This window comes from Herbaspirillum seropedicae, assembly GCF_001040945.1.
Lineage (GTDB): Bacteria > Pseudomonadota > Gammaproteobacteria > Burkholderiales > Burkholderiaceae_D > Herbaspirillum > Herbaspirillum seropedicae.
The window spans coordinates 4,155,314-4,179,710 of the sequence record NZ_CP011930.1 but is presented as its reverse complement, the minus strand read 5'-3'; the positions used below and the strand labels follow the sequence as shown (position 1 = coordinate 4,179,710).

The 24,397-nt window shown below is 65.2% G+C and carries 22 protein-coding genes; 4 read left to right on the top strand and 18 right to left on the bottom strand.

Annotation, left to right across the window (positions count from 1 at the left end):
• Nucleotides 1–28: 28 nt before the first annotated feature.
• From ACP92_RS18155 to ypfJ, 14 genes are all read right to left on the bottom strand, one after another.
• Nucleotides 29–646 (bottom strand): DUF924 family protein, encoded by a 618-nt coding sequence (locus tag ACP92_RS18155; protein ID WP_013235589.1) that lies wholly within the window; start codon nucleotides 644–646, stop codon nucleotides 29–31.
• On the bottom strand, nucleotides 643–864 hold the full coding sequence (locus tag ACP92_RS18150) for an RNA-binding S4 domain-containing protein (RefSeq protein WP_013235588.1): 222 nt from the start codon (nucleotides 862–864) through the stop codon (nucleotides 643–645). Before ACP92_RS18150 ends, ACP92_RS18155 begins: the two co-directional genes overlap by 4 nt.
• Nucleotides 865–924: 60 nt before the next feature.
• Entirely contained in the window at nucleotides 925–1,584 is a 660-nt protein-coding gene (locus ACP92_RS18145) for a response regulator (protein WP_013235587.1), read from the bottom strand.
• 31 nt (nucleotides 1,585–1,615) lie between these two features.
• Nucleotides 1,616–3,568, bottom strand: coding sequence for a HAMP domain-containing protein (locus tag ACP92_RS18140; protein ID WP_013235586.1), 1,953 nt, complete (start codon nucleotides 3,566–3,568; stop codon nucleotides 1,616–1,618).
• Nucleotides 3,569–3,691: 123 nt separating this feature from the next.
• On the bottom strand, nucleotides 3,692–4,693 hold the full coding sequence (moaA, locus tag ACP92_RS18135) for a GTP 3',8-cyclase MoaA (protein WP_013235585.1): 1,002 nt from the start codon (nucleotides 4,691–4,693) through the stop codon (nucleotides 3,692–3,694).
• Between the two features lie 6 nt (nucleotides 4,694–4,699).
• Nucleotides 4,700–5,392 carry a respiratory nitrate reductase subunit gamma gene (gene narI / locus ACP92_RS18130; protein ID WP_013235584.1) on the bottom strand — a complete coding sequence of 231 codons (693 nt, stop codon included), beginning with the start codon at nucleotides 5,390–5,392 and terminating at the stop codon, nucleotides 4,700–4,702.
• Nucleotides 5,389–6,081: a nitrate reductase molybdenum cofactor assembly chaperone gene (narJ, locus tag ACP92_RS18125; protein WP_013235583.1), complete on the bottom strand. Its 693-nt coding sequence runs from the start codon at nucleotides 6,079–6,081 to the stop codon at nucleotides 5,389–5,391. The genes narI and narJ overlap by 4 nt, the downstream gene beginning before the upstream one ends.
• A 23-nt stretch (nucleotides 6,082–6,104) precedes the next feature.
• A complete protein-coding gene (gene narH, locus ACP92_RS18120) occupies nucleotides 6,105–7,658 on the bottom strand; it encodes a nitrate reductase subunit beta (RefSeq protein WP_013235582.1) in 1,554 nt (517 codons plus the stop codon).
• Nucleotides 7,655–11,383 (bottom strand): nitrate reductase subunit alpha, encoded by a 3,729-nt coding sequence (locus tag ACP92_RS18115; RefSeq protein ID WP_048348616.1) that lies wholly within the window; start codon nucleotides 11,381–11,383, stop codon nucleotides 7,655–7,657. The genes narH and ACP92_RS18115 overlap by 4 nt, the downstream gene beginning before the upstream one ends.
• Nucleotides 11,384–11,562: 179 nt before the next feature.
• Complete coding sequence (locus ACP92_RS18110; protein WP_269147551.1) at nucleotides 11,563–12,948, bottom strand: NarK family nitrate/nitrite MFS transporter; 1,386 nt, start codon at nucleotides 12,946–12,948, stop codon at nucleotides 11,563–11,565.
• 22 nt (nucleotides 12,949–12,970) lie between these two features.
• Nucleotides 12,971–14,236, bottom strand: coding sequence for an MFS transporter (locus tag ACP92_RS18105; protein WP_013235579.1), 1,266 nt, complete (start codon nucleotides 14,234–14,236; stop codon nucleotides 12,971–12,973).
• A gap of 303 nt (nucleotides 14,237–14,539) precedes the next feature.
• Nucleotides 14,540–14,824 (bottom strand): hypothetical protein, encoded by a 285-nt coding sequence (locus ACP92_RS18100; RefSeq protein WP_013235578.1) that lies wholly within the window; start codon nucleotides 14,822–14,824, stop codon nucleotides 14,540–14,542.
• A 14-nt stretch (nucleotides 14,825–14,838) separates the two neighbouring features.
• Nucleotides 14,839–15,219: an MAPEG family protein gene (locus tag ACP92_RS18095; protein WP_013235577.1), complete on the bottom strand. Its 381-nt coding sequence runs from the start codon at nucleotides 15,217–15,219 to the stop codon at nucleotides 14,839–14,841.
• Nucleotides 15,220–15,259: 40 nt separating this feature from the next.
• On the bottom strand, nucleotides 15,260–16,135 hold the full coding sequence (gene ypfJ / locus ACP92_RS18090) for a KPN_02809 family neutral zinc metallopeptidase (protein ID WP_048348615.1): 876 nt from the start codon (nucleotides 16,133–16,135) through the stop codon (nucleotides 15,260–15,262).
• 220 nt (nucleotides 16,136–16,355) lie between these two features.
• Between ypfJ and ACP92_RS18085 the strand changes: the two genes are divergently transcribed.
• Nucleotides 16,356–18,830, top strand: coding sequence for an acyl-CoA dehydrogenase (locus ACP92_RS18085; RefSeq protein WP_013235575.1), 2,475 nt, complete (start codon nucleotides 16,356–16,358; stop codon nucleotides 18,828–18,830).
• Nucleotides 18,831–18,891: 61 nt separating this feature from the next.
• Nucleotides 18,892–19,392 carry a nucleoside 2-deoxyribosyltransferase gene (locus tag ACP92_RS18080; RefSeq protein WP_013235574.1) on the top strand — a complete coding sequence of 167 codons (501 nt, stop codon included), beginning with the start codon at nucleotides 18,892–18,894 and terminating at the stop codon, nucleotides 19,390–19,392.
• A gap of 36 nt (nucleotides 19,393–19,428) precedes the next feature.
• Here ACP92_RS18080 and ACP92_RS18075 read toward each other — a convergent pair whose 3' ends face one another.
• The gene (locus tag ACP92_RS18075) at nucleotides 19,429–20,025 is read right to left on the bottom strand and encodes a peroxidase-related enzyme (RefSeq protein WP_048348614.1); all 597 of its coding nucleotides are present in this window, start codon (nucleotides 20,023–20,025) and stop codon (nucleotides 19,429–19,431) included.
• Between the two features lie 242 nt (nucleotides 20,026–20,267).
• On the opposite strand from ACP92_RS18075, the gene ACP92_RS18070 reads away from it, so the two are divergent.
• Both ACP92_RS18070 and ACP92_RS18065 read left to right on the top strand, forming a co-directional pair.
• A complete protein-coding gene (locus ACP92_RS18070) occupies nucleotides 20,268–20,903 on the top strand; it encodes a PadR family transcriptional regulator (protein ID WP_048348613.1) in 636 nt (211 codons plus the stop codon).
• Nucleotides 20,904–20,954: 51 nt separating this feature from the next.
• A complete protein-coding gene (locus ACP92_RS18065; RefSeq protein WP_013235571.1) occupies nucleotides 20,955–21,257 on the top strand; it encodes a DUF3861 domain-containing protein in 303 nt (100 codons plus the stop codon).
• 22 nt (nucleotides 21,258–21,279) lie between these two features.
• On the opposite strand, the gene sbcB is transcribed toward ACP92_RS18065, so the two are convergent.
• The 3 genes from sbcB to ACP92_RS18050 form a co-directional block, all read right to left on the bottom strand.
• Nucleotides 21,280–22,716 carry an exodeoxyribonuclease I gene (gene sbcB, locus ACP92_RS18060; protein WP_048348612.1) on the bottom strand — a complete coding sequence of 479 codons (1,437 nt, stop codon included), beginning with the start codon at nucleotides 22,714–22,716 and terminating at the stop codon, nucleotides 21,280–21,282.
• 145 nt (nucleotides 22,717–22,861) lie between these two features.
• The gene (locus tag ACP92_RS18055) at nucleotides 22,862–23,404 is read right to left on the bottom strand and encodes a YqhG/Tai3 family protein (protein ID WP_232284865.1); all 543 of its coding nucleotides are present in this window, start codon (nucleotides 23,402–23,404) and stop codon (nucleotides 22,862–22,864) included.
• 335 nt (nucleotides 23,405–23,739) lie between these two features.
• On the bottom strand, nucleotides 23,740–24,324 hold the full coding sequence (locus ACP92_RS18050; RefSeq protein WP_041311150.1) for a DUF3828 domain-containing protein: 585 nt from the start codon (nucleotides 24,322–24,324) through the stop codon (nucleotides 23,740–23,742).
• Nucleotides 24,325–24,397 lie beyond the last annotated feature (73 nt).

Sequence of the window (24,397 nt, the reverse complement as noted above, 5' to 3'; positions counted from 1 at the left end):
CGCTTTCAGTGGTCCACTATCGAAAAGTTCAGAACGAGGAGCCGGGCTGCTTCAGGAATGCGCTTTCCTCGGCGCTGGAGGCGCGCCCCAGGATGCGGTTGCGGTGCGGGAAGCGGCCAAAGCGCTCGATGACGGCCAGGTGTCGGCGGGCATAGTCGGCATAGCCATCGAAGGCCGGCTTGTCCTCGCCCTGGGCCGCCTTGGCCAGCGCGCCCATGAGCTGCACCACGTAGTGCTGGTCGTCGATGTCTTCGGAATGCTCCAGCGGCAGGTAGAGGAAGACGCGGGCGATGGCCGGCAGTTCCTGCTCCACGCCCATGGCCAGGGCCAGATGGGTGCACTGGCGCGCCAGTTCGTCGAAGGCGAAGGCTTGCGGGGTGTCGCGGTAGATGTTGCGCGGCAACTGGTCCAGCAGCAGCACCAGGGCCAGCAGTGAACGCGGCGTATCGGCCCAGTCGCTGAGCCGGTTGGCGGCGGCGTCCTGCACCAGCGGCTCGAAGCGCGTGCGGCACAGGGCGTCGGTCTCGGGGTTCTTGCTCCACCACAGGGCTTTCTGGCGTTCGGCCACCTGGTGCGCCGGCAGGCGGTCCCAGTCGGGGCCGAACCAGAAGCTGAGCAGCTCCTCGGCCTGCGGCTGGAGGCTCATTGCGCCACGACCGTGATCTGCACGTCACCCAGGCTGACCTTCTGGCCAGCGGTGATCTTGCAGGTCTTGCGGCTTTCGGGCTTGCCGTCGACCCGCACATGCCCCTCGGCCACCAGCTGCTTGCCGGCGCCGCCGCTGTCACACAGGCCGCAGAGCTTGAGCAGCTGGTTCAGTTCCACATAAGGGTGGTCTTGCAGGGGGAAGGTGATCTTTTGCATGGGCTTTCTGTCCTGGACGGTGCCCGGGGCAGGCCCGGGCGGAGCGGTACGGTACGCCGGTCAGGACGATTTGTCCAGGCCGTGTTCCACAGCATACACCGCTATCTGCACCCGGCTGGAGAGCTGCAGCTTCCTGAGCAGGTTCTGCACATGGATCTTGACGGTGCTTTCGGCCACTTCCAGGCTGCGCGCGATTTCCTTGTTGCTCTGGCCGCGCGCTATGCAGACCATGGTCGCGCGTTCGCGTGCGGTGAGCTTGTCGGTGGGCTCGGCGGCGCTGGCGGCGGGGTTGCCGGCCCCAGCCCGCAGTTGCATGACCAGCTTGGCGGTCATGGATTCGGAGATCACCGGTTCGCCCGCGGCGGCGCGCTTGATGGATTGCACCAGGTAGTCGGCCTCGATGTTCTTGAGCAGGTAGCCGCGCGCGCCATTGTGCAGGGCCGTGGTGAGGTCGTCGGCTTCTTCCGAGACCGACAGCATCAGCACGGCGGTCTCGGGCAGGTCCTGCACGATCAGCTGCATGGCTTCCAGGCCCGACAGGCCGGGCATGTTCAGGTCCATCAGCACCACGTCGGGACGCAGCTGCAGGGCGCGCTTGACGCCGTCCAGCCCATCGACGGCCTCGCCCACCACGTCGATGTCGGGGTGCCGTTGCAGCAGCAGGCGGATGCCGCTGCGAAAGAGGGTGTGGTCATCGACCAGCAGAATACGGATTGCCATCTTCTTTCCTGTCTGTGCGTGAGATTGCCGGCTAGGCCACCAGCCGTTCCTGGCGCAGCAGCGTCAGGGCGATGCGGGTGCCGTGGCCGGGCTGGCTGTCGATCTCCAGGTTCGCCCCCAGCCGTTCGGCGCGCTCCTGCATGATGCGCAGGCCTACGTGTTCCAGCCCCTTGGCGCGGGCCGATTCGAGCGTGAAGCCGTGGCCGTCGTCGGACACGGTCATGCGGAAGTCCTGGCGGTTGTCCACGCTGATCTGCACCTGTTGCGCACGCGCATGCTTGCGGATGTTGGACAAGGCTTCCTGCAGGATGAACAGCACCTGCAACTGCTGTTCCGGCGCCAGCGGCGGGCCGTCGCCGGTGAGCGTGATCTGGCCCTGCAATCCGCTCTGGCGTTGCAGCTTGTCGAGCGCCTTGCGCATCTCGGAGTCGAGATTGCTGTCTTGCAGGCGGGTGCGGAAGTTCAGCAGCAGCTCGCGCACGTCTTCGTAATTCTCTTGCACGCCGGTGCGCAGCAGGGGCGCGATGTCGCGGATCTCGTCGAGGCGGTCGCGCGCCAGTGAATCCTCCAGCATCTGCACCTGCAGGTTGAGGAAGTTGAGGCCCTGGGCGATGCTGTCGTGCAAGCCCTGCGCCAGCAGGTTGCGTTCGTTGGCGATGGCGAATTCCTTTTCGCGGGCGATCAGGCGCTGGTTCTCGATGGCCGAGCCCAGGTGCCGGCCCAGGGTTTCCAGCAGGCGACGTTCATCGGCGCTGATCTCGCGGGGGTGCGAGAAGTGCAGCGAGAAGCTGCCGATGACCTGTTCGCGCACCAGGATCTGGAAGATGCCGATGGAGCGCGCCCCTTCTTCCTTGCAGCGGTAGCGGCGGCGCTCACCCAGTTCGTGGAAGTCACGCACGATGATCACGCCTTGCTGCGTGGCCGAGCCGCACAGGCAGTCATCGACCTTGAGGCAGCGCTCGGCTTCGATGATGGCCTCGGATACCCCCTCATGCACGGTCAGGTGGAGATGACCGCGTTCGTCGAGGATGCGTACCGTGCCGCCATCGGCCTGCAGGCGCGCCATGATGCGTTGCAGGAAGCCGCCGCACAGCGCCTCGATGGCGTGCGCGCCGGAGAGGAAGCCGGTGACTTCGTAGAGGGTGCTGACTTCGTCGTTCTGTTCCTGCAGCTGCGCGGTCTTCTCGGCTACGCGCTGTTCCAGGGTGCGATGCACGCTGCGCACATGGTCGGCCATCTGGTTGAAGGCGCACGCGAGCTGGCCGAATTCATCGGCCGACTCGATGGGCAGGCGCACGTCGAGGTCGTTCATGGACATGCGCGCAATGCCGGCCTGCATGCGCCGCACCGGCCCGACGATCCAGAGGTAGAGCAGGTAGAGCACGGCAATGCTGGCCGCCAGCGCCAGGAAGATCAGTGCGGTCTGGCACAGGCGCAGCCAGGTGGTCTTGCCGGCCAGGTCGGCTTCCACCAGGGCGACCAGCAGGTTGATGTCATCCACGAAGTCGGGCAATTCCTGCAGGTACAGCGTGATGGCCTGGCGGCGCAGCACCGGATCAGCGGTCTCAAGCGCAGCGCGTGCGTGGACCTGCATGCGATGCGTCCAGCCATCTTGCACGCGCAGCAACTGTTCGTGGATGGGACCACGCGGCGGCACGAAGCTGGGCTGGCCACCCTGGCCGCTCTGGTCGCCTTGGCCGGTATGCAGGCTACGCAGGATCTGGTCGAAACGTTCGATCTCCGGCAGCACCGCACTGTCCCGCTGGTGCATTTCCAGCGCCAGTCCCAGCTGGTAGGAGCGCATGCGCAGGCTGCCCGCTTCATTGATGACGGTGCCGCCGCCTTCCAATTGCCAGGACAGCAGCAGGGTATAGCCGATGGCCGTCATGGTCAGGCCCAGGCCGATGAGGGTCATCAGCAGGATGCGGAAGGTCAGGCGCTTGTGCGGGGGCAAGGGCGCGAAGGGAGCGGCGGCAGGGTCCATGAGGGTACTCGGGGCGGGAACGACAGGCAGTCTATGCCCATCGTTGCCAGCATGTATGGAAGCCAAGTCAATGTTTCTTAAAAAAGCAGCAGAAAGCCTGGGAAACTGCAACAGGCAGTCCGGCTAGCCACCCGTCTGTGACATGAAACGCACGATCTTCTGTGGCGCCTCGTTGAATTCATGGCGTTCCGGCTTCAGTTCGATCGCTGCGCGGATGGCGCTCTCCAGGCCGGCATCGTCGATCCCGGCGCGCAGCAGGGGACGCAGTTCGAATCGCTCTTCCTGCCCCAGGCAGAGGTAGAGCGTGCCATCCACGGACAGGCGCACGCGGTTGCAGGTGGCGCAGAAGTGCTGGCTGATGGGTGAGATGAAGCCTATCGTGCTGCGCCCATCGGGCGTGCTCCAGTAACGCGCCGGCCCGCCGCCCAGCTCGGCGGCCAGCGGACGCAGGCCGAAGCGCGCCACCAGGGCCTCGCGCAGCGGACCCAGTTCCAGCGCCGGACTGCTGCGTCCGGTCGCGCCCATGGGCATGGTTTCGATCAGGCGCAGGATGAATCCATGCTCGAAGCAGAACTGCGCCATCTGCGGGACTTCCTGCTCGTTGACGCCGCGCAGCAGCACCATGTTGATCTTGATGGGCGCAAAGCCGGCGGCCTTGGCCGCTTCTAAGCCGCTCATCACGCTGGCCAGGCTGTCGCGTCCGGTGATGCTTGCGCTGCAGGCGCGGTCCAGGCTGTCCAGACTGACGTTGATGCGCTGCACGCCCGCCGCGCGCAGGCTGGCGGCATGCTTGTGCAATTGGGTGGCGTTGGTGGACAGCGACAGCTCATCCACACCCGGCAAGGCCGACAGTTGCGCGGCCAGCGTCGCTAGGCCGCGTCGCAGCAGCGGTTCGCCGCCGGTCAGCCGCACCCGCCCGGCGCCCAGCCGGGCGAAGGCGGCGACGACGCGACTGATCTCATCGAAGCGCAGCCAGTTCTGCGGTTCCTCGAAGCCGGTATGCCCCTTGGGCAGGCAATAGCTGCAACGAAGGTCGCAACGGTCCGTCACCGATATCCGCAGGTAGCTGATGCGGCGGCCGAAGCGGTCTTGCAGCACGGCAGGCGGATGCGTGGAGGCGGCCATGATGCCTCAGCGCGGACGCACCAGTTGCCAGGCGCGACCGAGGTAGCCCAGCGTGGCAAAGCCGCTCCACACATGCACCAGCCGGGTGAAGGGGAAGATCACGAACAGCGTGAGCCCCATGAAGAGGTGCAGCTTGAACAGCAGCGGCGCCCCGACGATGAAGCTGGCCGCATCACCTCGGAAGGTGACGATGTGCTGCGCCCAGGTCATCAGCAGCACCATCATGTGGCCATCGCGGTGCTGCGCCGATTCGGCGATGGTGGACAGGCCCAGGGCCAGCGTCACCAGCAGCCATAGCAAGAGCAGCTTGTCACCGGGGCGGGTGACGGCGGCGATGCGGGCGTCGGTGAGGCGGCGGTGGATCAGGATCAGCAAGCCCGCCAGGCAGAGCGAACCGAACAGGCCGCCAGCGGCCATGGCCACCAGTTGCTTGAAGCTGTGCGTCACGCCCAGCGCGTCCCACACCATCACCGGCGTGAGCAGGCCCACCAGGTGACCGAAGAACAGTCCGAGCACGCCGACGTGGAAGAGGATATTGCCCAGCCGCAGACGGCCCGCATGCAGCAGCTGGGAAGAATCGCTCTTCCAGGTGTACTGCTCGCGCTCGAAGCGCACCAGGCTGCCCAGCAAGAACACCGTCAGGGCGATGTAGGGGTAGATGCCGTAGAGGAATTGATGCAGGTAGGTGGTGAAGTTCATGAGAGTCTCCCCGAGGTCTGGCCGGCGCGGACCTCCGCGGGCCTGGGATGGAAATGCAGCGGCTGCACGCCGCTCATGTTCATGTTCGCCATGGCCGGCCGCAGCAGCGGCTCCACGCCATCGGCGCCGGGGCCGAAGACTTCCATGGCCTCGTCCATGTCGCGCACCGGTGGTTCATCCTGCTGGCGCGGCGCGATATCGGTGAAGCGGGTCAGCAGCAGCAGGGCGCTGGCGTAGAGGCTGTCGCGCTGTTGCAGGCGCTGGCCCAGCGCAGCCAGCACATGGATGGCTTCGCCCAGCAGGGCGCTGGCGGTGTCTGGCTCCAGCAGGCTCAGGAATTCCAGGAACAGCGGCACGTAGTCGGACAACTCCGCGCTGACCGGTTCGAAGCCATGACGGCGGTATTCTTCCAGCAGGTCCACCATGGCCTGCCCACGGTCGCGGCTCTCGCCGTGGATGTGTTCGAACAGGTGCAGCGACAGGGCGTGGCTGCGGTCGAAGGTATCGACATAGCTTTCCTGCAGGTGCAGCAGCGGCGTCTGGCGCAGGTGTTCCAGCAAGTCCTGCAAGGCTGCCTGATGCGCCGGTTCGGCTTGCAGCGCCTGGCTGATCTCGGGCAGGGCGTCGATCAGCTCGGGCTGCGGATAGCTCAGCAGTGCCGAGAGGATGCGGTAGATGGGTTGCGGCATGATCATGGTCCCTTGGTTCGGTGTCATTCGGTGAGCGGGGTTTTCTTGCGCGACTTGGGCATGTCCACGAAGATCACGCTGCCCTGCGGCTTCTTGCCGAACAGGCTGCCTTCGGACGCGCCGCCGGAACAGCCATTGCCGAAGCTGAAGCCGCAACTGCCTTTCTCGTTGAAGCTGTCTTCCACCATTTCCTTGTGCGAGGACGGCACCACGAAGCGGTCTTCGTAGTTGGCGATGGCCAGGGTCTGGTACATGTCTTCCACCTCGGCGGCAGTGAGTCCCACCTGTTGCAGCAGGGCCTCGTCACGCTGGCCGTGTATGGTCTCGGCGCGCTTGTAGGCGCGCATGGCCAGCAGTCGTTCCAGGGCGCTCAAGACCGGCGCTTCCTTGCCGGCCGTGAGTAGGTTGGCCAGGTAGCGCAGCGGGATGCGCAGCGACTTCACGTCCGGGATCATCCCTTGCATGCCCATCTGGCCCGCTTCAGCGGCCTTCTGGATGGGCGACAGCGGCGGTACGTACCAGACCATGGGCAGGGTGCGGTATTCCGGATGCAGCGGGAAGGCGATCTTCCATTGCATCGCCATCTTGTACACGGGCGACTTGCGTGCCGCCTCCAGCCAACTCTCGGCGATCCCCTGGCGGCGCGCCTCGGCGATCACGGCAGGATCATGCGGATCGAGGAAGCAGGCCAGTTGGGCTTCGTAGAGATCCTGTTCGTTTTCCACGGCGGCAGCGGCTTCGATCTGGTCGGCGTCGTAGAGCATGACGCCCAGGTAGCGGATGCGGCCCACACAGGTTTCCGAGCACACCGTCGGTTGGCCGGCTTCCAGGCGCGGATAGCACAGGGTGCATTTCTCGGCCTTGCCCGAACTCCAGTTGAAGTAGATCTTCTTGTAGGGGCAGCCGGAGATGCACATGCGCCAGCCCCGGCACTTGTCCTGATCCACCAGGACGATGCCGTCATCCTCGCGCTTGTAGACCGAGCCCGAGGGGCAGGAGGCCACGCAGGCCGGGTTCAGGCAGTGTTCGCACAGGCGCGGCAGGTACATCATGAAGGTCGATTCGAAGGTGCTGTGCATTTCCTTCTGCACGCCTTCGAAGAGCACGTCCTGGCTGCGCGCGCTGAATTCGCCGCCGAGGTCGTCTTCCCAGTTCGGGCCCCAGCTGATCTTGTCCATCTTCTTGCCGGTCAGCACCGAGACCGGGCGCGCCGTGGGCGGGGTCTGCATCAGCGGGGCTTTCTGCAGGTGCTCGTAGTCGTAGGTGAAGGGCTCGTAGTAGTCATCGATGGCCGGCAGGTTGGGATTGGCGAAGAGATTGGACAGGATGCGCATCTTGCCGCCCTGGCGCGGTTCCAGCTTGCCCTCGGCGGTGCGCTGCCAGCCGCCTTGCCATTTCTCCTGGTTTTCCCATTGCTTCGGATAGCCGATGCCAGGCTTGGTCTCGACGTTGTTGAACCAGGCGTATTCGACGCCGTCGCGGCTGGTCCAGACGTTCTTGCAGCTGACCGAACAGGTGTGGCAGCCGATGCACTTGTCCAGGTTGAGCACCATGCCCACTTGTGCGCGTATCTTCATGATGCAGTCCTTTCTTCCAGAGAGCCTTGCAGCCAGTCCACCTTGTTCATCTTGCGCAGGACGATGAATTCATCGCGGTTGCTGCCCACCGTGCCGTAGTAGTTGAAGCCATAGGACAGCTGCGCGTAGCCGCCTATCATGTGGGTCGGCTTGAGCACGGCGCGGGTGACCGAGTTGTGGATGCCGCCGCGCTGGCCGCTCAGTTGCGCGCCGGGCGTGTTGACGATCTTTTCCTGGGCGTGATACATCAGGCACATCCCGCCCGGGATGCGCTGGCTCACCACCACCCGCGCTGTCAGCGTGCCGTTGCTGTTGAAGACTTCGACCCAGTCGTTGTCCACCAGCCCGGCGCGCCTGGCATCGTCTTCCGAGATCCACACATGCGGTCCGCCACGGCTCAGGGTGAGCATGCGCAGGTTGTCCGAATAGGTGGAGTGGATACCCCACTTCTGGTGCGGCGTGAGGAAGTTGAGCACGATCTCCTTTTCACCATTGGGATGGCGGTTCAGCATGGGCGCGACCGTCTTGGTATCGATGGCCGGCTTGTAGACGCACAGGCCTTCGCCGAAGTCGAGCATCCAGCGGTGATCCTGGTAGAACTGCTGGCGTCCGGTCAGGGTGCGCCAGGGAATGTATTCATGCACATTGGTGTAGCCGGCGTTGTAGCTCACCTCTTCGGATTCCAGTCCGGACCAGGTCGGCGCCGAGATGATCTTGCGCGGTTGCGCCTGGACGTCGCGCAGGCGGATCTTGTCGTGCTCGCGTCCCACCGCCAGATGGGTGTGGTCGCGCCCGGTGATCTTGCCCAGGGCTTCCCAGGCCTTGACCGAGACATGGCCATTGGTTTCCGGCGCGAAGGTGAGGATCATCTCGCAGGCATCGATGGCCGTGTCCAGGCGCGGACGGCCCTGGCTCACGCCGGCTTCGGTGACGCGCTTGTTCAAGCCGGCCAGTTCGCCCACTTCATGTTCGGTATTCCAGTTGATGCCCTTGCCGCCGTTGCCCAGCTTGTCCAGCAGCGGGCCCACCGAGGTGAACTTCTTGTAGATGTCGCGGTAGTTGCGTTCCACCACCACGAAGTTGGGCGCGGTCTTGCCGGGGATGAGATCGCATTCGCCCTTCTTCCAGTCCTTGGGTTCGAAGGGTTGGCCCAGTTCGGCGGGCGTGTCATGCATCAGCGGTTGCAGGACGATGTCGCTGCGGGTGCCCAGGTGCTCGCCGCCGATCTCGCTGAACTTCTTGGCCAGGCCCTTGTAGATTTCCCAGTCGGTCTTGCTGTCCCATAGCGGTTGCACGGCTTCGCTCAAGGGGTGGATGAAGGGATGCATGTCGGAGGTGTTGAGATCATCCTTTTCATACCAGGTCGCGGTGGGCAGCACGATGTCGGCGTACAGGCAAGTGGTGCTCATGCGGAAGTCCAGCGTCACCAGCAGGTCCAGCTTGCCTTCGGCGGCCTGCTCGCGGTACTTGACCTCGCTGGGGCGGATGGCCTCAGCGGCATCATCGAAGAGGGCGTTCTGGGTGCCCAGCAGGTACTTCAGGAAATACTCATGGCCCTTGCCTGAACTGCCCAGGATGTTGGAACGCCAGACGAACATGTTGCGCGGGAAGTTCTTGGGGTTGTCGGGGTCGTCGCAGCTCATGTTGACAGCGCCCGACTTCAGCGCCGCCTTCAAATAGTCCTGCGGACTCTGGCCCGCCGCCTGGGCGGCGTCGCAGACATCCAGCGGATTGGTTTCCAGCTGCGGCGCCGAGGGCAGCCAGCCCATGCGTTCGGACTTGGCGTTCATGTCGATCATGCTCATGGCGGCCAGCTTGTCGTGGTCGGCGGTGGGCGCGACGATCTCGTCCAAGCCCAGCTTTTCATGCCGCCACTGGCTGGTGTGGGCATAGAAGAAGCTGGTGCTGTTCATCTGCCGCGGCGGACGCACCCAGTCGGTGGCGAAGGCCAGCGGCGCCCAGCCGAACTGCGGACGCAGCTTTTCCTGGCCGACGTAGTGGGCCCAGCCGCCACCGGACTTGCCGATGCAGCCGCACATCATCAAGAGGTTGATGATGCCGCGATAGATCATGTCGTTGTGGTACCAGTGATTCAGCGCCGCGCCCAGGATGACCATGCTGCGGCCCTCGGTATCGTGGGCGTTCTGGGCGAACTCGCGCGCCACCTGGATCACCAGCTCGCGCTTCACACCGGTGTGCTTCTCTTGCCAGGCCGGGGTATAGGGCAGGTCGTCGTCGTAGGAGCGGGGGACGTCGCCGCCCAGGCCCTGGTCCACGCCATAGTTGGCCATCATCAGGTCATGCACCGTGGCCACCCGTGCGGTGCTGCCATTGGCCAGGCGCACGTGACGCACTGGCACGCGGCGCTCCAGCAATTGCTCGGCGTCGTCGCCGCCGAAGTAGTTGAAGCTCACCGCCACCACCTCGTCATGCGCCTCGACCAGCGAGAGCAGCGGATCGATCTCGCGGCCGGAATGGCCGTCGCGGCTTTCCAGGTTCCAGCGGCCGACCTTGGCGCCGTCATTGACCTGGCCTTCGCCCCAGCGATAGCCGATGGAACCGTTGGGGGCGACGATCTCGCCGGTGGCGGCATCGATGGCCAGGGTCTTCCAGTCGGCATTGTTGGCTTCTTCCAGCTGGCCCGGCAGTTGCGAGGCGCGCAGCAGGTGTTCCGGCAGGTAGCGGCCATCGCGCTCGACCAGGCGCACCAGCATGGGCAGGTCGGTGTATTGCTTGACGTAGGAACGGAAGTAGGGCGAGGGACGTTCGAGATGGAATTCCTTGAGGACCACATGCCCCATGGCCATGGCCAGCGCCGCATCGGTGCCCTGGCGCGGGGCCAGCCAGATATCGCCGAACTTGACCATCTCGCCGAAGTCCGAGGAGACCGCCACCGTCTTGGTCCCCTTGTAGCGGACCTCGGTGTAGAAGTGGGCGTCGGGCGTGCGGGTGAGTGGCACGTTGGAGCCCCACACCATCAGATAGCCGGCGTTGTACCAGTCGGCCGATTCCGGCACGTCGGTCTGCTCGCCCCAGACCTGCGGACTGGCTGGCGGCAGGTCGCAATACCAGTCGTAGAAGGACAGCGGCACCCCGCCGATGAGGCTCAGGTAGCGCGCCCCGGCGGCATAGGAGACCATGGACATGGCCGGGATGGGCGAGAAGCCGACCACCCGGTCCGGGCCATATTCCTTGATGGTATGGGCATTGGCGGCGGCGATGATCTCGTTGGCGGTCTCCCAGTCGGTCCGCACGAAGCCGCCCAGCCCGCGCACGGACTTGTAGTGCTGCGCCTTGGCGGCGTCGCCCGTGATGGCGGCCCAGGCCTGGACGGGTTCCATGGTCTTGCGGGCTTCCTGCCACAGCTTCATCAGGCGGCCCCGGATCATCGGATACTTCACCCGCTGCGCTGAATAGACGTACCAGCTGTAGGAAGCCCCACGCGGACAGCCGCGCGGCTCATGGTTGGGCAGGTCGGGACGGGTGCGCGGGTAATCGGTCTGCTGGGTTTCCCAGGTGATCAGGCCGTTCTTGACATAGACCTTCCAGGAACAGGAACCGGTGCAGTTCACCCCGTGTGTGGAGCGCACCACCTTGTCATGCTGCCAGCGGCTGCGGTAGGCGTTTTCCCATTGGCGGTCTTCATTGACCACCGCCCCATGGCCGTTGGCGAAGGTGGACTTCACCCGCGACATGAATTTCAATCGGTCCAGAAAATGACTCATCGTGAATCCTCGGTTGCGTGGGTGGATACCCACCTGCGTTGACTGATGAAAGTGTAGGAAAGCGGCGGCCTCGCGCCTATTCGCCGAGTTGGCGGCCGGCCCCTGCCAGCAGGAGGAGGCCGCCTAGTTCGAAAGAACTAGAACGCATCTCACGCCTATTTATGAAATGGGTTCTGGGCTCAGCACGGCATGGGCGCGTTACGACGCGCGTAGTACCACCAGGTGATGGCCATGCAGCTGGCGTAGAAGGCGATGAAGACATACATGGCCATGTCCGGCGCGCCGGTCATCTTGATGGAGGTGCCGAAGCTCTGCGGGATGAAGAAGCCGCCATAGGCCCCGATGGCGCCCGAGAAGCCCAGCACGGCGGCCGATTCCTTGCCCGCGTCCAGCCGCGCCTGCTGCTGCGCGGCCTCGCCCTGGCCCTGTACGGCGCGCTCGCGCTCGGTCTGGAAGATCACGGGGATCATGCAGAAGGTGGAGCCATTGCCCAGGCCCGTGAGGATGAACATGCCGATGAAGGAGGCCAGGAAGAGCATGAACTGGTGCGTATGCAGCGCCGGCAGGATGCCCAGCAGGATGATCAGGCCCATGGCCAGGAACACCCAGAAGGTCACCCGCGCACCCCCCACGCGGTCGGAGATCATGCCGCCCAGCGGACGCGCCAGCGCACCGGCCAAGGGGCCCAGGAAGGCGTATTGCGCCACCGCGATCTCGGGGAACTCGGCCTTGATCAGCATGGCGAAGGCCGCCGAGAAACCGATGAAGGAGCCGAAGGTGCCGACGTACAGCCAGCACATCAGCCAGTTGTGCTTGCGCTTGAAGATCACCGCCTGGTCGGCCAGCGAGGCGTGTGCGGAGGCGATGTCATTCATGCCGAACCAGGCTGCGACAGTTGCGGCAATGATGAAGGGGACCCAGATGAAACCGGCATTGGCCAGCCAGAAGCTGCTCTCCAGGCCGCTCTTGGGATCGTGGAAGAGGAAGCCCTGGCCCGACACCGCGCTGCCGAACATGGCCGAGGCAATCACCAGCGGCGTGACGAACTGCACCACCGACACACCGAGGTTGCCGATGCCAGCGTTCATGCCGGTGGCGTAGCCCTTGCGCGCCTTGGGAAAGAAGAAGCTGATGTTGGCCATGCTGGAGCTGAAGTTGCCGCCGCCCAGCCCGCACAGCAGCGCCAGGCCCAGCAGGGTGGAATAGCGGGTGGTGGGGTCCTGCAGCGCCAGGCCCATGCCGATGGCCGGGATCAAGAGGCTGGCGGTGGAGATGGCGGTCCATTTGCGGCCGCCAAAGACCGGCACCAGGAAGGAATAGAAGATGCGCAGCGTCGCCCCCGACAGCGCCGGCAGGGCGGTCAGGAAGAACAGCTGGTCCTTGCTGAAGTGGAAACCAGCCTTGTCGAGGTTGGCCGCCACCACGCTCCACAGCATCCAGACCGCGAAGGCCAGCATGAGGCAGGGGATGGAGATCCAGAGGTTGCGGCGGGCGATCTGCTCGCCTTGCTTGTGCCAGAAGTCCGGGTTTTCCGGCTCCCAGCGTTGCAGTACGTGGTTCATGATGGGTGTCCTTGAGAGAGGGAAGTCAGGCAGCGTCAGATGTGACCGGCGCTGCCGGGGCGACCGATGATGTCTGCGGGTATTCACGGCGGAACTGGAAATGCATCCACACCAGCGAGATGCAGACCGTGCCGTAGAGCAGCATGAAGCAGGAGCTGCGTACGCCCGTCAGGTCCAGCGCGAGGCCAAAGAGGATGGGCAGGATGAAGCCTCCCAGTCCGCCGGCCAGGCCGACGATGCCGGAGACCGCACCGATGTTGCTGCTGTAGTCGTCGGAGATGAACTTGAACACCGAGGCCTTGCCGATGGCCATGGCCACGCCCACCACGAACAGCAGGATGGTGAACAGCACCGGATTGAGGCCGATGTGGAAGGCTTGCGGGCCGCCCACGGTCTGGATGACGAAATCGGTCTGTGGATAAGACAACAGGAAGAAGGCCACCCAGCACACCCACATCACCCACCAGGTGACCTGATAGGCGCCGAAGCGGTCGGACAGCCAGCCTCCGAGGGCGCGCAGCACGCCGCCGGGCAGCGAGAAGCAGGCCGCCAGCAGGGCGGCGTGGCGGATGTCGAAGCCGTATTCGGTGACGTAGTACTTGACCATCCACAGGCTCAGGCCGACATAGCCGCCGAAGACCACCGAGTAGTACTGGCAGTAGCGCCAGACGCGCGGATCGCGCAGCATGCGCACCTGGTCCATGAAGCGGGTGTCGGAACTGACCTGGTGGCTGGGATCGGTGGCCGAGCCTAGCCAGAAGATCAGGGCCGCGGCCAGCATCAGGCCAGCGTAGACCTGCGGCACCAGCGTCCAGCCGGCGCTGGCGATGAGCACCGGCGCGATGAACTTGTTGACCGCCGCCCCCGAGTTGCCGGCGCCGAACACCCCCATGGCCAGCCCCTGGCGTTCCTTCTTGAACCAGCGCGCCACGTAGGGCGTACCGACCGAGAAGGAGCCGCCGGCCAGGCCCACGAACAGGCCCAGCACCAGGAAGTGCCAGAAGGCATGGGCATAGGAGATCAGCCAGATCGGGATGACGGTGCTGAGCATGAGCAGGAAGAAGACGATGCGCCCGCCGTAGCGGTCGGTCCAGATGCCCAGCGGCACACGGATGAGCGAGCCGGTCAGCACCGGCATGGCGGTGAGCAGGCCGAATTCGGTTTCGTTGAGATGCAGGGCGTTCTTGATCGGGATGCCGATCACGCCAAACATCATCCAGATGGTGAAGCAGACAGTGAAGGCCAGCGTACTGGACGCCAGCACCCCGTTGGCCTTGCGCGGGTCGGACATGGAGCCTCCTGCGGATGTTGATCGATGGCTTCAGCTTAGCGATCAGGGCAGGCGGGCCATATCGGTCCGTCGGTGAGGCGGGGGAAGGGAGAAGGAGGAGGGGAGCTGCCGGAAGGACTAGTTCTTTTGGCTAAGGGAGAGGCGCTGACACTACCGTTCGGACTGAGTAGCGGCATAGCCGCGTATCGAAGACGCACGGGAGTCAGGCCTTCGATACGGCCCTTTGGGCCTACTCAGTCCGAACGGGAGGGACAAGAGCAAGGAAATGGGTGAGCACTTCCAAGTCCGGCTTCATCGCGCTTTTCAGTCGCTCGCCAGCGTCTGCTGCGCCTTGTCCAGCCAGGTCGAGAGGCTGTCGGTGAGGTCTTTCTGACTGAAGGAGCAGCTCTCTTCGGTAAAGAGGCTGCCTGCTTCCAGGCGTCCCAGCAGGTCTTCGGCGACCTGCTGGTAACGCGGCGGCAGGGCGTTCATCACGTCGCTGCGGGCGCGCCAGGCGCTGCACAGATCGGCGATGCTGGCGCGGCCGGTGCGCAGGTCGTCGAGCGCTGCGCGCATGAGGGCCAGTTGCGGGGCGGCGGGGTGGCTCATGATGGGCTCCCCGCTCACGCGCGCGCGGCGATGACGAAGAGGGCAATCACGCTGAGATAGCCGATGATCCACACCGCCGAGCGCGCCGAGGGTTTGTCGCTCAGGTACAGCGCCGTGTAGAGGATGCGCGCCGCAATGAAGACCAGTGCGGCGATGTCGATCTGTCCCTGGGGCGCGCCGACCTGCTGCGCCACCAGCACGGCGGCGGCAAAGAAGGGGAAGGCTTCGAAATGGTTGCGGTGGGCGTAGTCGGCGCGGCGACGCACGCCGGTCTGCTTGTCCAGCCAGGCGCGCGGTTCGGCATTGTCGAAATCGCGGCGACCATACTTGGCTACGGCAATGGTCAGCACTGGCATCAGGCCAGCGATCAGGATGCACCAGTAGGATAGGGTCATGCGTTGCGTCTCCTCGTTGTGATGTCAGGCAATCAGAAAATCAGAGTTCCTTGGCGGCGAAGGTATTGCAGGCGCTGACCTTGCCTTCGCTGATGCCGCGCTTGAACCAGGTCATGCGCTGCGCGGAGCTGCCGTGGGTGAAGGAATCGGGCACGACCACGCCGCGCGCCTGCCGCTGCAGGGCGTCGTCGCCGATGGCGGAGGCCGCATGCAGGGCCGATTCGATATCGCCTTCTTCCAGGATGTGGCGGGCCTGGTTGGCGTGATAGGCCCAGACGCCGGCAAAGCAGTCGGCCTGCAGCTCCAGGCGCACCGACATGGCATTGGCCTGCTTCTCGGTGGCGTTGCGGCGGGCCGCATCGACCTTGTCGGAGATGCCCATGAGATGTTGCACGTGGTGGCCCACTTCATGGGCGATCACATAGGCCTGGGCAAAATTGCCGGAGACCTTGAAGCGCTGCTTCATCAGTTCATAGAAGGACAGGTCGATGTAGACCTTCTGGTCGCCCGGGCAGTAGAAGGGGCCGGTGGCGCTCTGGCCGGTGCCGCAGGCCGTGGGCGTGCTGCCGGAGAAGAGCACCAGCTTGGGCCGCACGTATTGCTTGCCGTTGGCGGCGAAGATCTTGTCCCAGGTGTCTTCGGTATCGGCCAGCACGGTGGCGACGAAGCGCGCCATCTGGTCGTTGGGCGAAGGCTTGTGCGCCGGGGCCTGCTGCTGCACCGGGGCGGGACTGCCGCCGGAGAGCAGGCTGAGCATGGTCAGCGGGTTGATGCCCAGGAAGTAGGACGCCACCAGGGCCACTGCCACCGTGCCCAGGCCGATCGAGCGGCCGCCGAAACCAAAGCCGCCACCACCGCCATCCTCGCCGCGCCGGTCTTCCACGTTGTCGCTTTCGCGATTGCCTTCCCATTTCATGATGTCTTCTCCGGTGCTGCTGTCTGCAATGCCGGGATTGTAATGGATGCCATGGGGCCGCGGCTTGTCAGGCGTTGTCTGACGGGGGCAGACTGCACTGTCCGATTCCACCGGCTGAGCTGGCGGGGTACGCTGAGCCCGCAGCCTGGCCGCTTGGCGCTGCCGGTATTGCGTGCCACACTCCCGAGAACCCAAGAACGACAACAGCACAGGAGGCGACATGATCATCTGGCTCATCCTTCTCATTGCCAGTGCGCTGGCCCTCATGATGATGCGCGCCAGCGCCTGGGCCTGGCTGGCGGCGGAGGCGGTGCTGCTCTGGCTGGGCGCGCGCCTGGCCGAGATCGAATGGCCGGTGCTGGTGCTGCTGGCGATCCTGTTCTTCACGCCTACGCTGCTGGTGGCCATCCGGTCGGTGCGCCAAGCGCTGATGACGCGTCCCGCCCTGGATATCTTCCGCAAGATCATGCCGGCCATGTCGGCCACCGAGCGCGACGCCATCGAGGCCGGCACGGTGTGGTGGGATGCTGAACTGTTCTCCGGCAAGCCGGACTGGTCGCGCCTGTTCGCGTTGCCGGCGCCGCGCCTGACCGCTGAAGAACAGGCCTTCCTCGACAACGAGGTCGAGCAGTTGTGCGGCATGGTCAGCGACTGGGACGCCACCGTGAAGACCCAGGACCTGCCGCCCGAGGCTTGGCAATTCATCAAGGACAAGGGCTTCCTGGGCATGATCATCCCGCGCCAGTACGGCGGCAAGCAGTTCTCGGCCTACATGCATTCGCAAGTGGTGATGAAGCTCGCCTCGCGCAGTTCGGCGGCGGCCATTGCGGTGATGGTGCCCAATTCGCTGGGGCCGGCCGAACTGCTGTTGCACTACGGTACCGAAGTCCAGAAGAACCACTACCTGCCGCGCCTGGCCCAGGGACTGGAGATTCCCTGCTTTGCCCTGACCAGTCCCTATGCGGGCTCGGATGCGGCGGCCATTCCCGATATCGGCATCGTCTGCAAGGGCGTGCATGAGGGGCGCGAGACGCTGGGCTTCCGGGTCACCTGGAGCAAGCGCTACATCACCCTGGCGCCGATTGCCACCGTGCTGGGGCTGGCCTTCCGGGCCAGCGATCCGGACGGCCTGCTGGGCGGCGAGCGCGAAGCCGGCATCACCTGCGCCCTGATTCCCACCGATCATCCGGGCGTGGTCACGGGGCGCCGCCATTGGCCTCTCAATGCGGTCTTCCAGAATGGACCGACCGAGGGCAAGGACGTCTTCATCCCTATGGAATGGGTCATCGGCGGCGTGGCCCAGGTCGGGCGCGGCTGGCGCATGCTCATGGAATGCCTGGCGGCGGGGCGGGCCATTTCGCTGCCTTCTTCCAGCGTCGGCTTTTCCAAGATGGCCGTGCGCGGCACCAGCGGCTATGCCGCCATGCGCCGCCAGTTCAAGATCGAGATCGGCAAGTTCGAAGGCGTGCAGGAAGCGCTGGCGCGCATGGGCGGGCATCTGTACATGATGGACGCCACCCGGCGGTTGTCGGCGCTGGCCGTGGATGCGGGCGAGAAACCCTCGGTCATCTCGGCCATCTCCAAGTATCACATCACCGAGCGCGGGCGCATGGTGGTCAATGACGGCATGGACGTGATCGGCGGCAAGGGCATCTGCATGGGGCCGGGCAACTTCCTGGCGCGGGTGTACCAGCAGATCCCGATTGCCATCACGGTAGAAGGCGCCAACATCCTCACGCGCTGCCTCATCATTTTCGGGCAGGGGGCGATCCGTTGCCATCCCTATGTGCTCAAGGAACTGGCCGCGGCCGCCGATGAAGATCGCGAGCGCGCCGTCCAGGAGTTCGATCGCCTGCTGTTCGGACACCTGTCCTTCGTGGCGGCCAATGCAGCGCGCAGCCTGGTGGGCGGGCTCAGCGGCGGCTGGCTGTTGGCGGCGCCGGCGCAGGCTGCGCATGCCACGCGCCGCTATTACCGGGCGGTGGTCCACCTGTCTTCGGCGTTCGCCTTACTGACCGACGCCAGCATGGCGGTGCTGGGCGGCACGCTCAAGTTCCGCGAGCGCATCTCGGCGCGGCTGGGGGATGTACTCTCGCAGCTCTACCTGGTCTCGGCGGCGTTGAAGCGCTATGAGGACGAGGGCCGGCAAGAGGCCGACCTGCCCTATGTGGACTGGTCGGTGCAGGAGGCCTTGAACCGGGCCCAGGAAGCCATCGTCGAGGTCTTGCACAACTTCCCCAATCCCTTCGTGGCGTTCGCGCTGCGGCTGGCGATCTTCCCGCTGGGCCTGCCGTACCGCAAGCCCGCCGATGTGCTGGGCACGCACGTGGCCAAGGCCATGCAGACCCCAGGCGAAAGCCGCGAGCGCCTGCTGGCCGATGCCTACCTGCCGCGCGCGGGCGATCCGCTGGCCTGCGGTGAACAGGCCTTTGCGCTCACGCCGGTGGTGCAGCAGCTGGAGCATCGCCTCAAGCCCGACATCCGCGAGGGCAAGCTGCCGCCCATGCCGCAGAGCCTGCTGGAGCTCACCGCCTGGAGCGCGCTGGCGCTGGAACGCGGGCTGCTGTCGCTGCAGGAGAAGGAGGCGCTGGACGCCTTCGCCCTATACGGCCATCAGAGCGTCGCGGTGGATGATTTCGCCGCTGACTTCGACCGCGCCGAGATGGTGGCGCAGGTCGCGGCGCAGTCCTCCTGATACCGCAGCCCTGGGCGATGCGCTATCCTGCCGGTTTTCTGCACCCTCCACAGGATCAAGCATGAGCGCGCAACCCCGCATCTATATGGCCGGCCCCGATGTCTTCCAGCCTGACTATGCCCGGCACAAGGCGCGCATCAAGCAGTGGTGCGCCGAACTGGGCCTGGTGGCGCTGTGCCCGGGCGATGATGAAGTCAGCGGCGAAGACAAGGCCGAGGTGGCCCGTCGCATCTACGAAATCAACATCGCCTTGATCGACTCGGCCGATTACGTGGTCGCCAATGTCTGCGACTTTCGCGGCCACGAGCCGGATTCCGGCACCGTCTTCGAGATCGGCTATGCGGTGGGACGGGGCAAGAAGGTCTGGGGCTACAACACGCCCGCGCAGGATCTGCTGAGCCAGGTGCCGCAGGGCGCACCCGGCTACTGCCGCCAGGGTATGCTGATCGAAGACTTCGGCCTGCCGCGCAATCTCATGCTGGTCCATGCCGCCGAACTGGTACAGGGTGACCTGCGCGACTGCCTGCAAGGGGTGGCGCGCTGGCATGCGGGCCAGCGCTGAAGCGGGCGCGTCAATGAGCCTGCTGGCTCTTCATCTTCATTGCAGCGGTACCCGTCCCATCAGATAGAACTCGTCGTTGGGCCGCATGCTGGTCACATTGGCCAGCCGGTTCGACATGCCGAAGAAGGCCGCGATGGCGGCCATGTCCCAGGCGTCTTCCTCTTCCCAGCCATGCTTGCGCAGCGTGGCGAAATCCTCTTCGCCGACTGCCCAGGCGCTGGCCGACACCTTCATCGCAAAGTCCAGCATGGCCTTCTGCCGCTCGCTGATATCGGCCTTGCGGTAGTTGATGGCGACCTGGTCGGCCAGCAGCGGATCCTTGGCGCGGATGCGCAGGATCGCCCCATGCGCCACCACGCAATACTGGCACTGGTTGGCGTTGCTGGTGGCCACCACGATCATCTCGCGCTCGGCCTTGGTGAGCCGGCCGGGTTTGTCCATCAGGGCGTCGTGGTAGGCGAAGAAGGCGCGGAATTCATCAGGCCGGTGCGCCAGCACCAGGAATACGTTGGGAATGAAGCCGGATTTTTCCTGGACTGCCAGGATGCGGCTGCGGATGTCTTCCGGCAGGCTGTCCAGGTCGGGGATGGGGAAGCGGCCGATGGGTGCGCTTGGGGCGGCGGGCTGGGTCATGCGGGTCTCCTGGTGGCGTTTGTTGTGGATGCGGCATGAAGAAGGTAGCACTTTTGCGCGCCTGGCAATGTCACCGGGCTGACGGTGAAGCTTTTTGCTTCACCACATTGCCCCGATGCAATGAAAATATTATTAAGATATATCTTGAAATGCTGCTGATTAAGATATATCTTGGCTATATCGATCGACACGCAGCGTGCGTCAGTCGCTGCCCCAACCACCCGACACGAAGGAAACACACCATGTTCAAGCATCTGTTTGGCCATCAAGGCCAGCCCGGCCACGGCCCCAAGCACCAGCGTGATGACCGCCCGCACCATGGCGGCGGCATGTTCGACGACGATGAGCAGCGCGGTCCGCGCGCGCATCATGGTCACCACGGCCCCCGCGGCCGCGAGGGCGGCGGTCGCGGTGCGCGCATGTTCGAGCAGGGCGCATTGCGCATCGTCATGCTGCACCTGTTGCAGGAAAAGCCGCGCCACGGCTACGACATGATCAAGGCCATCGAGCAGCTCGTGGGCGGCGGCTACAGCCCCAGCCCGGGCGTGATCTATCCGACCCTGACCCTGCTGGAAGAAATGGGCTATGCCTCGGTACAAGGCGAGGACGGCGGCAAGAAGCTCTACACCCTCAGCCCCGAGGGCCAGGCGCACCTGGAAGAGAAGGACAACGTGGCGGCGCTGCAGCAGGTGCTGCGCAAGTTCGAACTGCGCCGCCAGGAGCGTCCGGACGCCGACTCGCCCGAGCTGCAGCGCGCTGTGCAGAACTTCCGCATGGCCCTGCATACACGCCTGGCCAAGGGCAAGCTGGCCCGGGAAGAACTGCATGCCATCATCGACATCATCGACCGCGCCGCCGTGGCGGTGGAACGCGTCTGAGCGCTGGTCCAGCGCCATCCTGACAAGAGAAGGAAAAGGAAGGAAAAGAACATGAGAGAACACCGCTACCGCATCACCCTGGAACACCTGGCCACGGCCTCGGAAGGGCAGACGCTGCATGAGCCCATCCGCTTCGAGGCGGGCAATCATGATGACCTCTTCGGCATCATCGCCCGGCTGCGCGGCAATGGCCAGTTCGACAGCGACACCAGCGCCCAGCTGGCGCTGGGCCTCAAACTATTCAGTGAGGTGATGCTCAAGAACCGCCAGCATCCGCTGTTCGAAGAGATCCAGCCGGCCCTGCGCGCCTTCATCATGAAGCTCAAGTCGCAGGGCAAGCCGGCCGCGCAGTAGAGACGACCGGTTTGGGCCTGCCTTACTGGTTGGCGGGCGCGATCATTTCCGCATAGTCATAGAGCGCGCCCAGAATGTCCTGGGTGCGTTCGTCGTCCGCTTCTTCCTGCAACTGGTCGATCTGCTCGAACAGTTGCGCAATCGTACGGGCTCCGCCAGCGCCCTCGAACAGGCGCGCGGCGCGGTGCTCTTCCCAGTGCTGCGCTTCCTCGGGGCTCAAGGTCTCGGGGAAGCTGCGGGCGCGATAGCGGAACAGGATCTCATTGAGGCGGGCGTCGTCGAAGGCCACGCTGGCCGTGGCCAGGGCTTGCGGCGAGAGGGCGCGCAACTGGTTCAACTGGCGGCGGTCGCCGTTGCCGATGAAGCCGCCGTACAGGTCCTCATCCACATCTGCCGGGCCTTCGCTCTCGCGCTGGTAGACCTCGCTCCACAGCCTCGTCAGGTCGGGCAGGGCGGCGGCCTTGTCGGCGTGGCGCAGGGCAGCCTCGACATCGATGTCGAGTTCGGCGGCGCGCTCGGCGGAGAGGGTCTTCAGGCTGCCCACCACCATGGGGGACTTGTTCAGATGGATGCTCTTGACCGGCAGGCGCTCCACGCCCTCGGGCAACTGGTCGCGCTTGCTGAAGAGGCGTTCGCGCACGGTGGCCGCGTCCAGGGTCGCCAGTTCGCTGGGGTCATGGCGCAGGTCCCAGGCGATGACTTCGTTCTTGTTGGTGGGATGCATGCCCAGCGGCCACATCAGCGCCAGGCAGCCATGCGCGACCGGGAACATGCCGGAGGCGTGCAGGAAGGGGCGCGGCACCGGCAGGCCGATTTCGGCGGCGGCCTTGTCCTTCTTGTACAGGGCCAGGGCGAAGTCGAACAGGCGCGGATTGTTCTGGCGGATCAGGCGCGCCAGGGCGATGGTGGCGCGCACGTCGGAGAGCGCGTCGTGGGCCGCCTCGTGAACCAGGCCATTGGCCTTGGACAGATGTTCCAGCTTGAAGCTGATACTGCCGTCGTCCTTCTTCGGCCACTGTATGCCCTGCGGGCGCAGCGCATAGGTCAGCCGCACCACGTCCAGCAGGTCCCAGCGGCCGCAGCCGTTCTGCCATTCGCGGGCGTAGGGATCGATCAGGTTGCGCCAGAACATGAAGCGGGTGACTTCGTCATCGAAGCGGATGGTGTTGTAGCCCACGCCGATGGTGCCGGGTTCGCCCAGGGCCTGTTCGATCCGGGCCGCGAATTCATGCTCGGGCAGCCCGTGTGCCAGGCAGTGCTGGGGCGTGATACCGGTGATCAGGCAGGACACCGGGTCGGGCAGGTAGTCCGGCGCGGGCTTGCAGTAGATCATGATGGGCGCGCCGATCTCGTTGAGTTCGGCATCGGTGCGCACGGCCGCGAACTGGGCGGGACGGTCGCGGCGCGGCACGGCGCCAAAGGTTTCGTAGTCGTGCCAGAGGAAGGTGTGGTTGGACATCGCAGCGGGCTTCTAGGGGAATCGCGCGATTATAGAGCCTTGCAAGGCGCCTTGCGGCGAGATCGCCCCTGGCGCCGGTGGCGCAGGGGGGATCAGGGCGGTATTCTCGAAGGACTTGGACGGTCCCGTCCAGGGCGGGGCAGATCTACTGCAAGGGCGCGGCGTCGCGCTTGAGGACCTTGCGCATGGCCTCTTGCAGGGTGCCGCTGCGCATCGGTGCGGGGCCGCCCGCGAACTGGATGTTGTCGATCACCCAACCGCGCGCATCGCGCGCCAGCACGACCTTGTCGGTCCATTTGGCCGGCGATTGCAGCTTGGCGTCGCTGAAGATCAGTTCCACGGCGCAGCTGGCTTCGCGTTCCTGCGCTTCGCACTGGACGATGCGGAAGGTCGAGGCGCCGTTGGGGTTGGTGGTGAAGAGATCACCTTGCACCAGCGCCGGCAGCGGTTCATCGTCCGCACGGGACGCGGCCTGGGTCACGCGGGCTTCCTCTGCCACTGAGACATCCTTGAGGAGGTCGAACAGCGGCACCGACAGGAAGCGGCGGAAGGTGATCAGTTCCTTGAGCGTGAGCGCGCCGCTGGGGCGGGTGGAGGCATGGGTCTGGTAGAACTCCTTGACCAGTTCCTTGGCCGCGCTCTCTTCATTGGACGAGCAGGCCGCCAGCAGCAGGCTGGTAGCGAGCACGAGTATCTTGCCGATCCGCTTCAATCCATCTCTCCCTGTGCCGTCCGCTGGAGCGGGCGGCTTGTCATCGGTTTTATCTGGGGTTCTATATCTGGCCGGGCTGCTTGCCATGGCGCACGCACAAAGGGACGGCGCGGCAGACTGCCGCCCGTCCATCGAGCTGGCGGTCCTGCCTGCCGGGCGCCGCTGAGCGCTGGCGGGCCGCCGACCAGCCTGTCAGGTGCGATCTTACGCGTTGCACCTCATCCGGAAGCCAGAGAACACATCGCCAAAAAGCCGCCAATTCCGCCCTCGCCTGCCCGGGCCGGGCGGGGCGAGCCAGGCCGTCTCGCGGCCTACTGGACCTGGCTGATGGCGTCGGCCAGGGTGTCGGTCAGGTATTCGCGTTGACTGGACTGGTCGTTGCCGATGAACTCGATGTCATCGATGCGCCATTGCTGCCCTTCGCGCACCAGCAGGATCTTGTCCTTCCAGGATTCATCGGCGCCGTCCTTCTGGTAGCGGAAGGCCACCTCGCAGGTCGAGCGCTGGGCGTCGCTGTCGCAGGATTGCACCGCGAAGGAGGTCGCGCCCTCGTAGAGCGAGGTGAACAGGTCGCCTTCCACCAGCGGCGCGGCCTGCGGGCCGGCGGCGGCATGGTAGCGCGCCTCGGCCGCCTCGGCCTGGGTCAGCAGGGCCTGCAGGGCGTGGCTGAGCAGCGGTTCGAATTGCTTGAGTTCGTCCGCCGAGGGTAGGCCGGGGGCGTGGTTGTGCAGATGGATGCGGTAGAAATTGCCGATGACGTCGGCCTGGCGCTGTTCATCGCTGCTCTCGCTGTTGCAGCCGGAAAGCGCGAGCAGCACGCCCAGCGCACAGGCGAGGGCGCGCAGGGCGGCCAGGGCAGGGAGGGGCGAGCGGAGGGAGCGGGGCAGTGTGGTCATCCTGGTCATCCTGGCGCCCGGATGAACGGGCGCTCTTGTCGTGGCGGCGCGGGTCACAAAACGTGCGGCAGTA

Coding starts and splice junctions, on each gene's coding strand:
- ACP92_RS18155 (WP_013235589.1), bottom strand. CDS start 646: ATGAGCCTCCAGCCGCAGGCCGAGGAGCTGCTCAGCTTCTGGTTCGGC.
- ACP92_RS18150 (WP_013235588.1), bottom strand. CDS start 864: ATGCAAAAGATCACCTTCCCCCTGCAAGACCACCCTTATGTGGAACTG.
- ACP92_RS18145 (WP_013235587.1), bottom strand. CDS start 1,584: ATGGCAATCCGTATTCTGCTGGTCGATGACCACACCCTCTTTCGCAGC.
- ACP92_RS18140 (WP_013235586.1), bottom strand. CDS start 3,568: ATGGACCCTGCCGCCGCTCCCTTCGCGCCCTTGCCCCCGCACAAGCGC.
- moaA (WP_013235585.1), bottom strand. CDS start 4,693: ATGGCCGCCTCCACGCATCCGCCTGCCGTGCTGCAAGACCGCTTCGGC.
- narI (WP_013235584.1), bottom strand. CDS start 5,392: ATGAACTTCACCACCTACCTGCATCAATTCCTCTACGGCATCTACCCC.
- narJ (WP_013235583.1), bottom strand. CDS start 6,081: ATGCCGCAACCCATCTACCGCATCCTCTCGGCACTGCTGAGCTATCCG.
- narH (WP_013235582.1), bottom strand. CDS start 7,658: ATGAAGATACGCGCACAAGTGGGCATGGTGCTCAACCTGGACAAGTGC.
- ACP92_RS18115 (WP_048348616.1), bottom strand. CDS start 11,383: ATGAGTCATTTTCTGGACCGATTGAAATTCATGTCGCGGGTGAAGTCC.
- ACP92_RS18105 (WP_013235579.1), bottom strand. CDS start 14,236: ATGTCCGACCCGCGCAAGGCCAACGGGGTGCTGGCGTCCAGTACGCTG.
- ACP92_RS18100 (WP_013235578.1), bottom strand. CDS start 14,824: ATGAGCCACCCCGCCGCCCCGCAACTGGCCCTCATGCGCGCAGCGCTC.
- ACP92_RS18095 (WP_013235577.1), bottom strand. CDS start 15,219: ATGACCCTATCCTACTGGTGCATCCTGATCGCTGGCCTGATGCCAGTG.
- ypfJ (WP_048348615.1), bottom strand. CDS start 16,135: ATGAAATGGGAAGGCAATCGCGAAAGCGACAACGTGGAAGACCGGCGC.
- ACP92_RS18085 (WP_013235575.1), top strand. CDS start 16,356: ATGATCATCTGGCTCATCCTTCTCATTGCCAGTGCGCTGGCCCTCATG.
- ACP92_RS18080 (WP_013235574.1), top strand. CDS start 18,892: ATGAGCGCGCAACCCCGCATCTATATGGCCGGCCCCGATGTCTTCCAG.
- ACP92_RS18075 (WP_048348614.1), bottom strand. CDS start 20,025: ATGACCCAGCCCGCCGCCCCAAGCGCACCCATCGGCCGCTTCCCCATC.
- ACP92_RS18070 (WP_048348613.1), top strand. CDS start 20,268: ATGTTCAAGCATCTGTTTGGCCATCAAGGCCAGCCCGGCCACGGCCCC.
- ACP92_RS18065 (WP_013235571.1), top strand. CDS start 20,955: ATGAGAGAACACCGCTACCGCATCACCCTGGAACACCTGGCCACGGCC.
- sbcB (WP_048348612.1), bottom strand. CDS start 22,716: ATGTCCAACCACACCTTCCTCTGGCACGACTACGAAACCTTTGGCGCC.
- ACP92_RS18050 (WP_041311150.1), bottom strand. CDS start 24,324: ATGACCACACTGCCCCGCTCCCTCCGCTCGCCCCTCCCTGCCCTGGCC.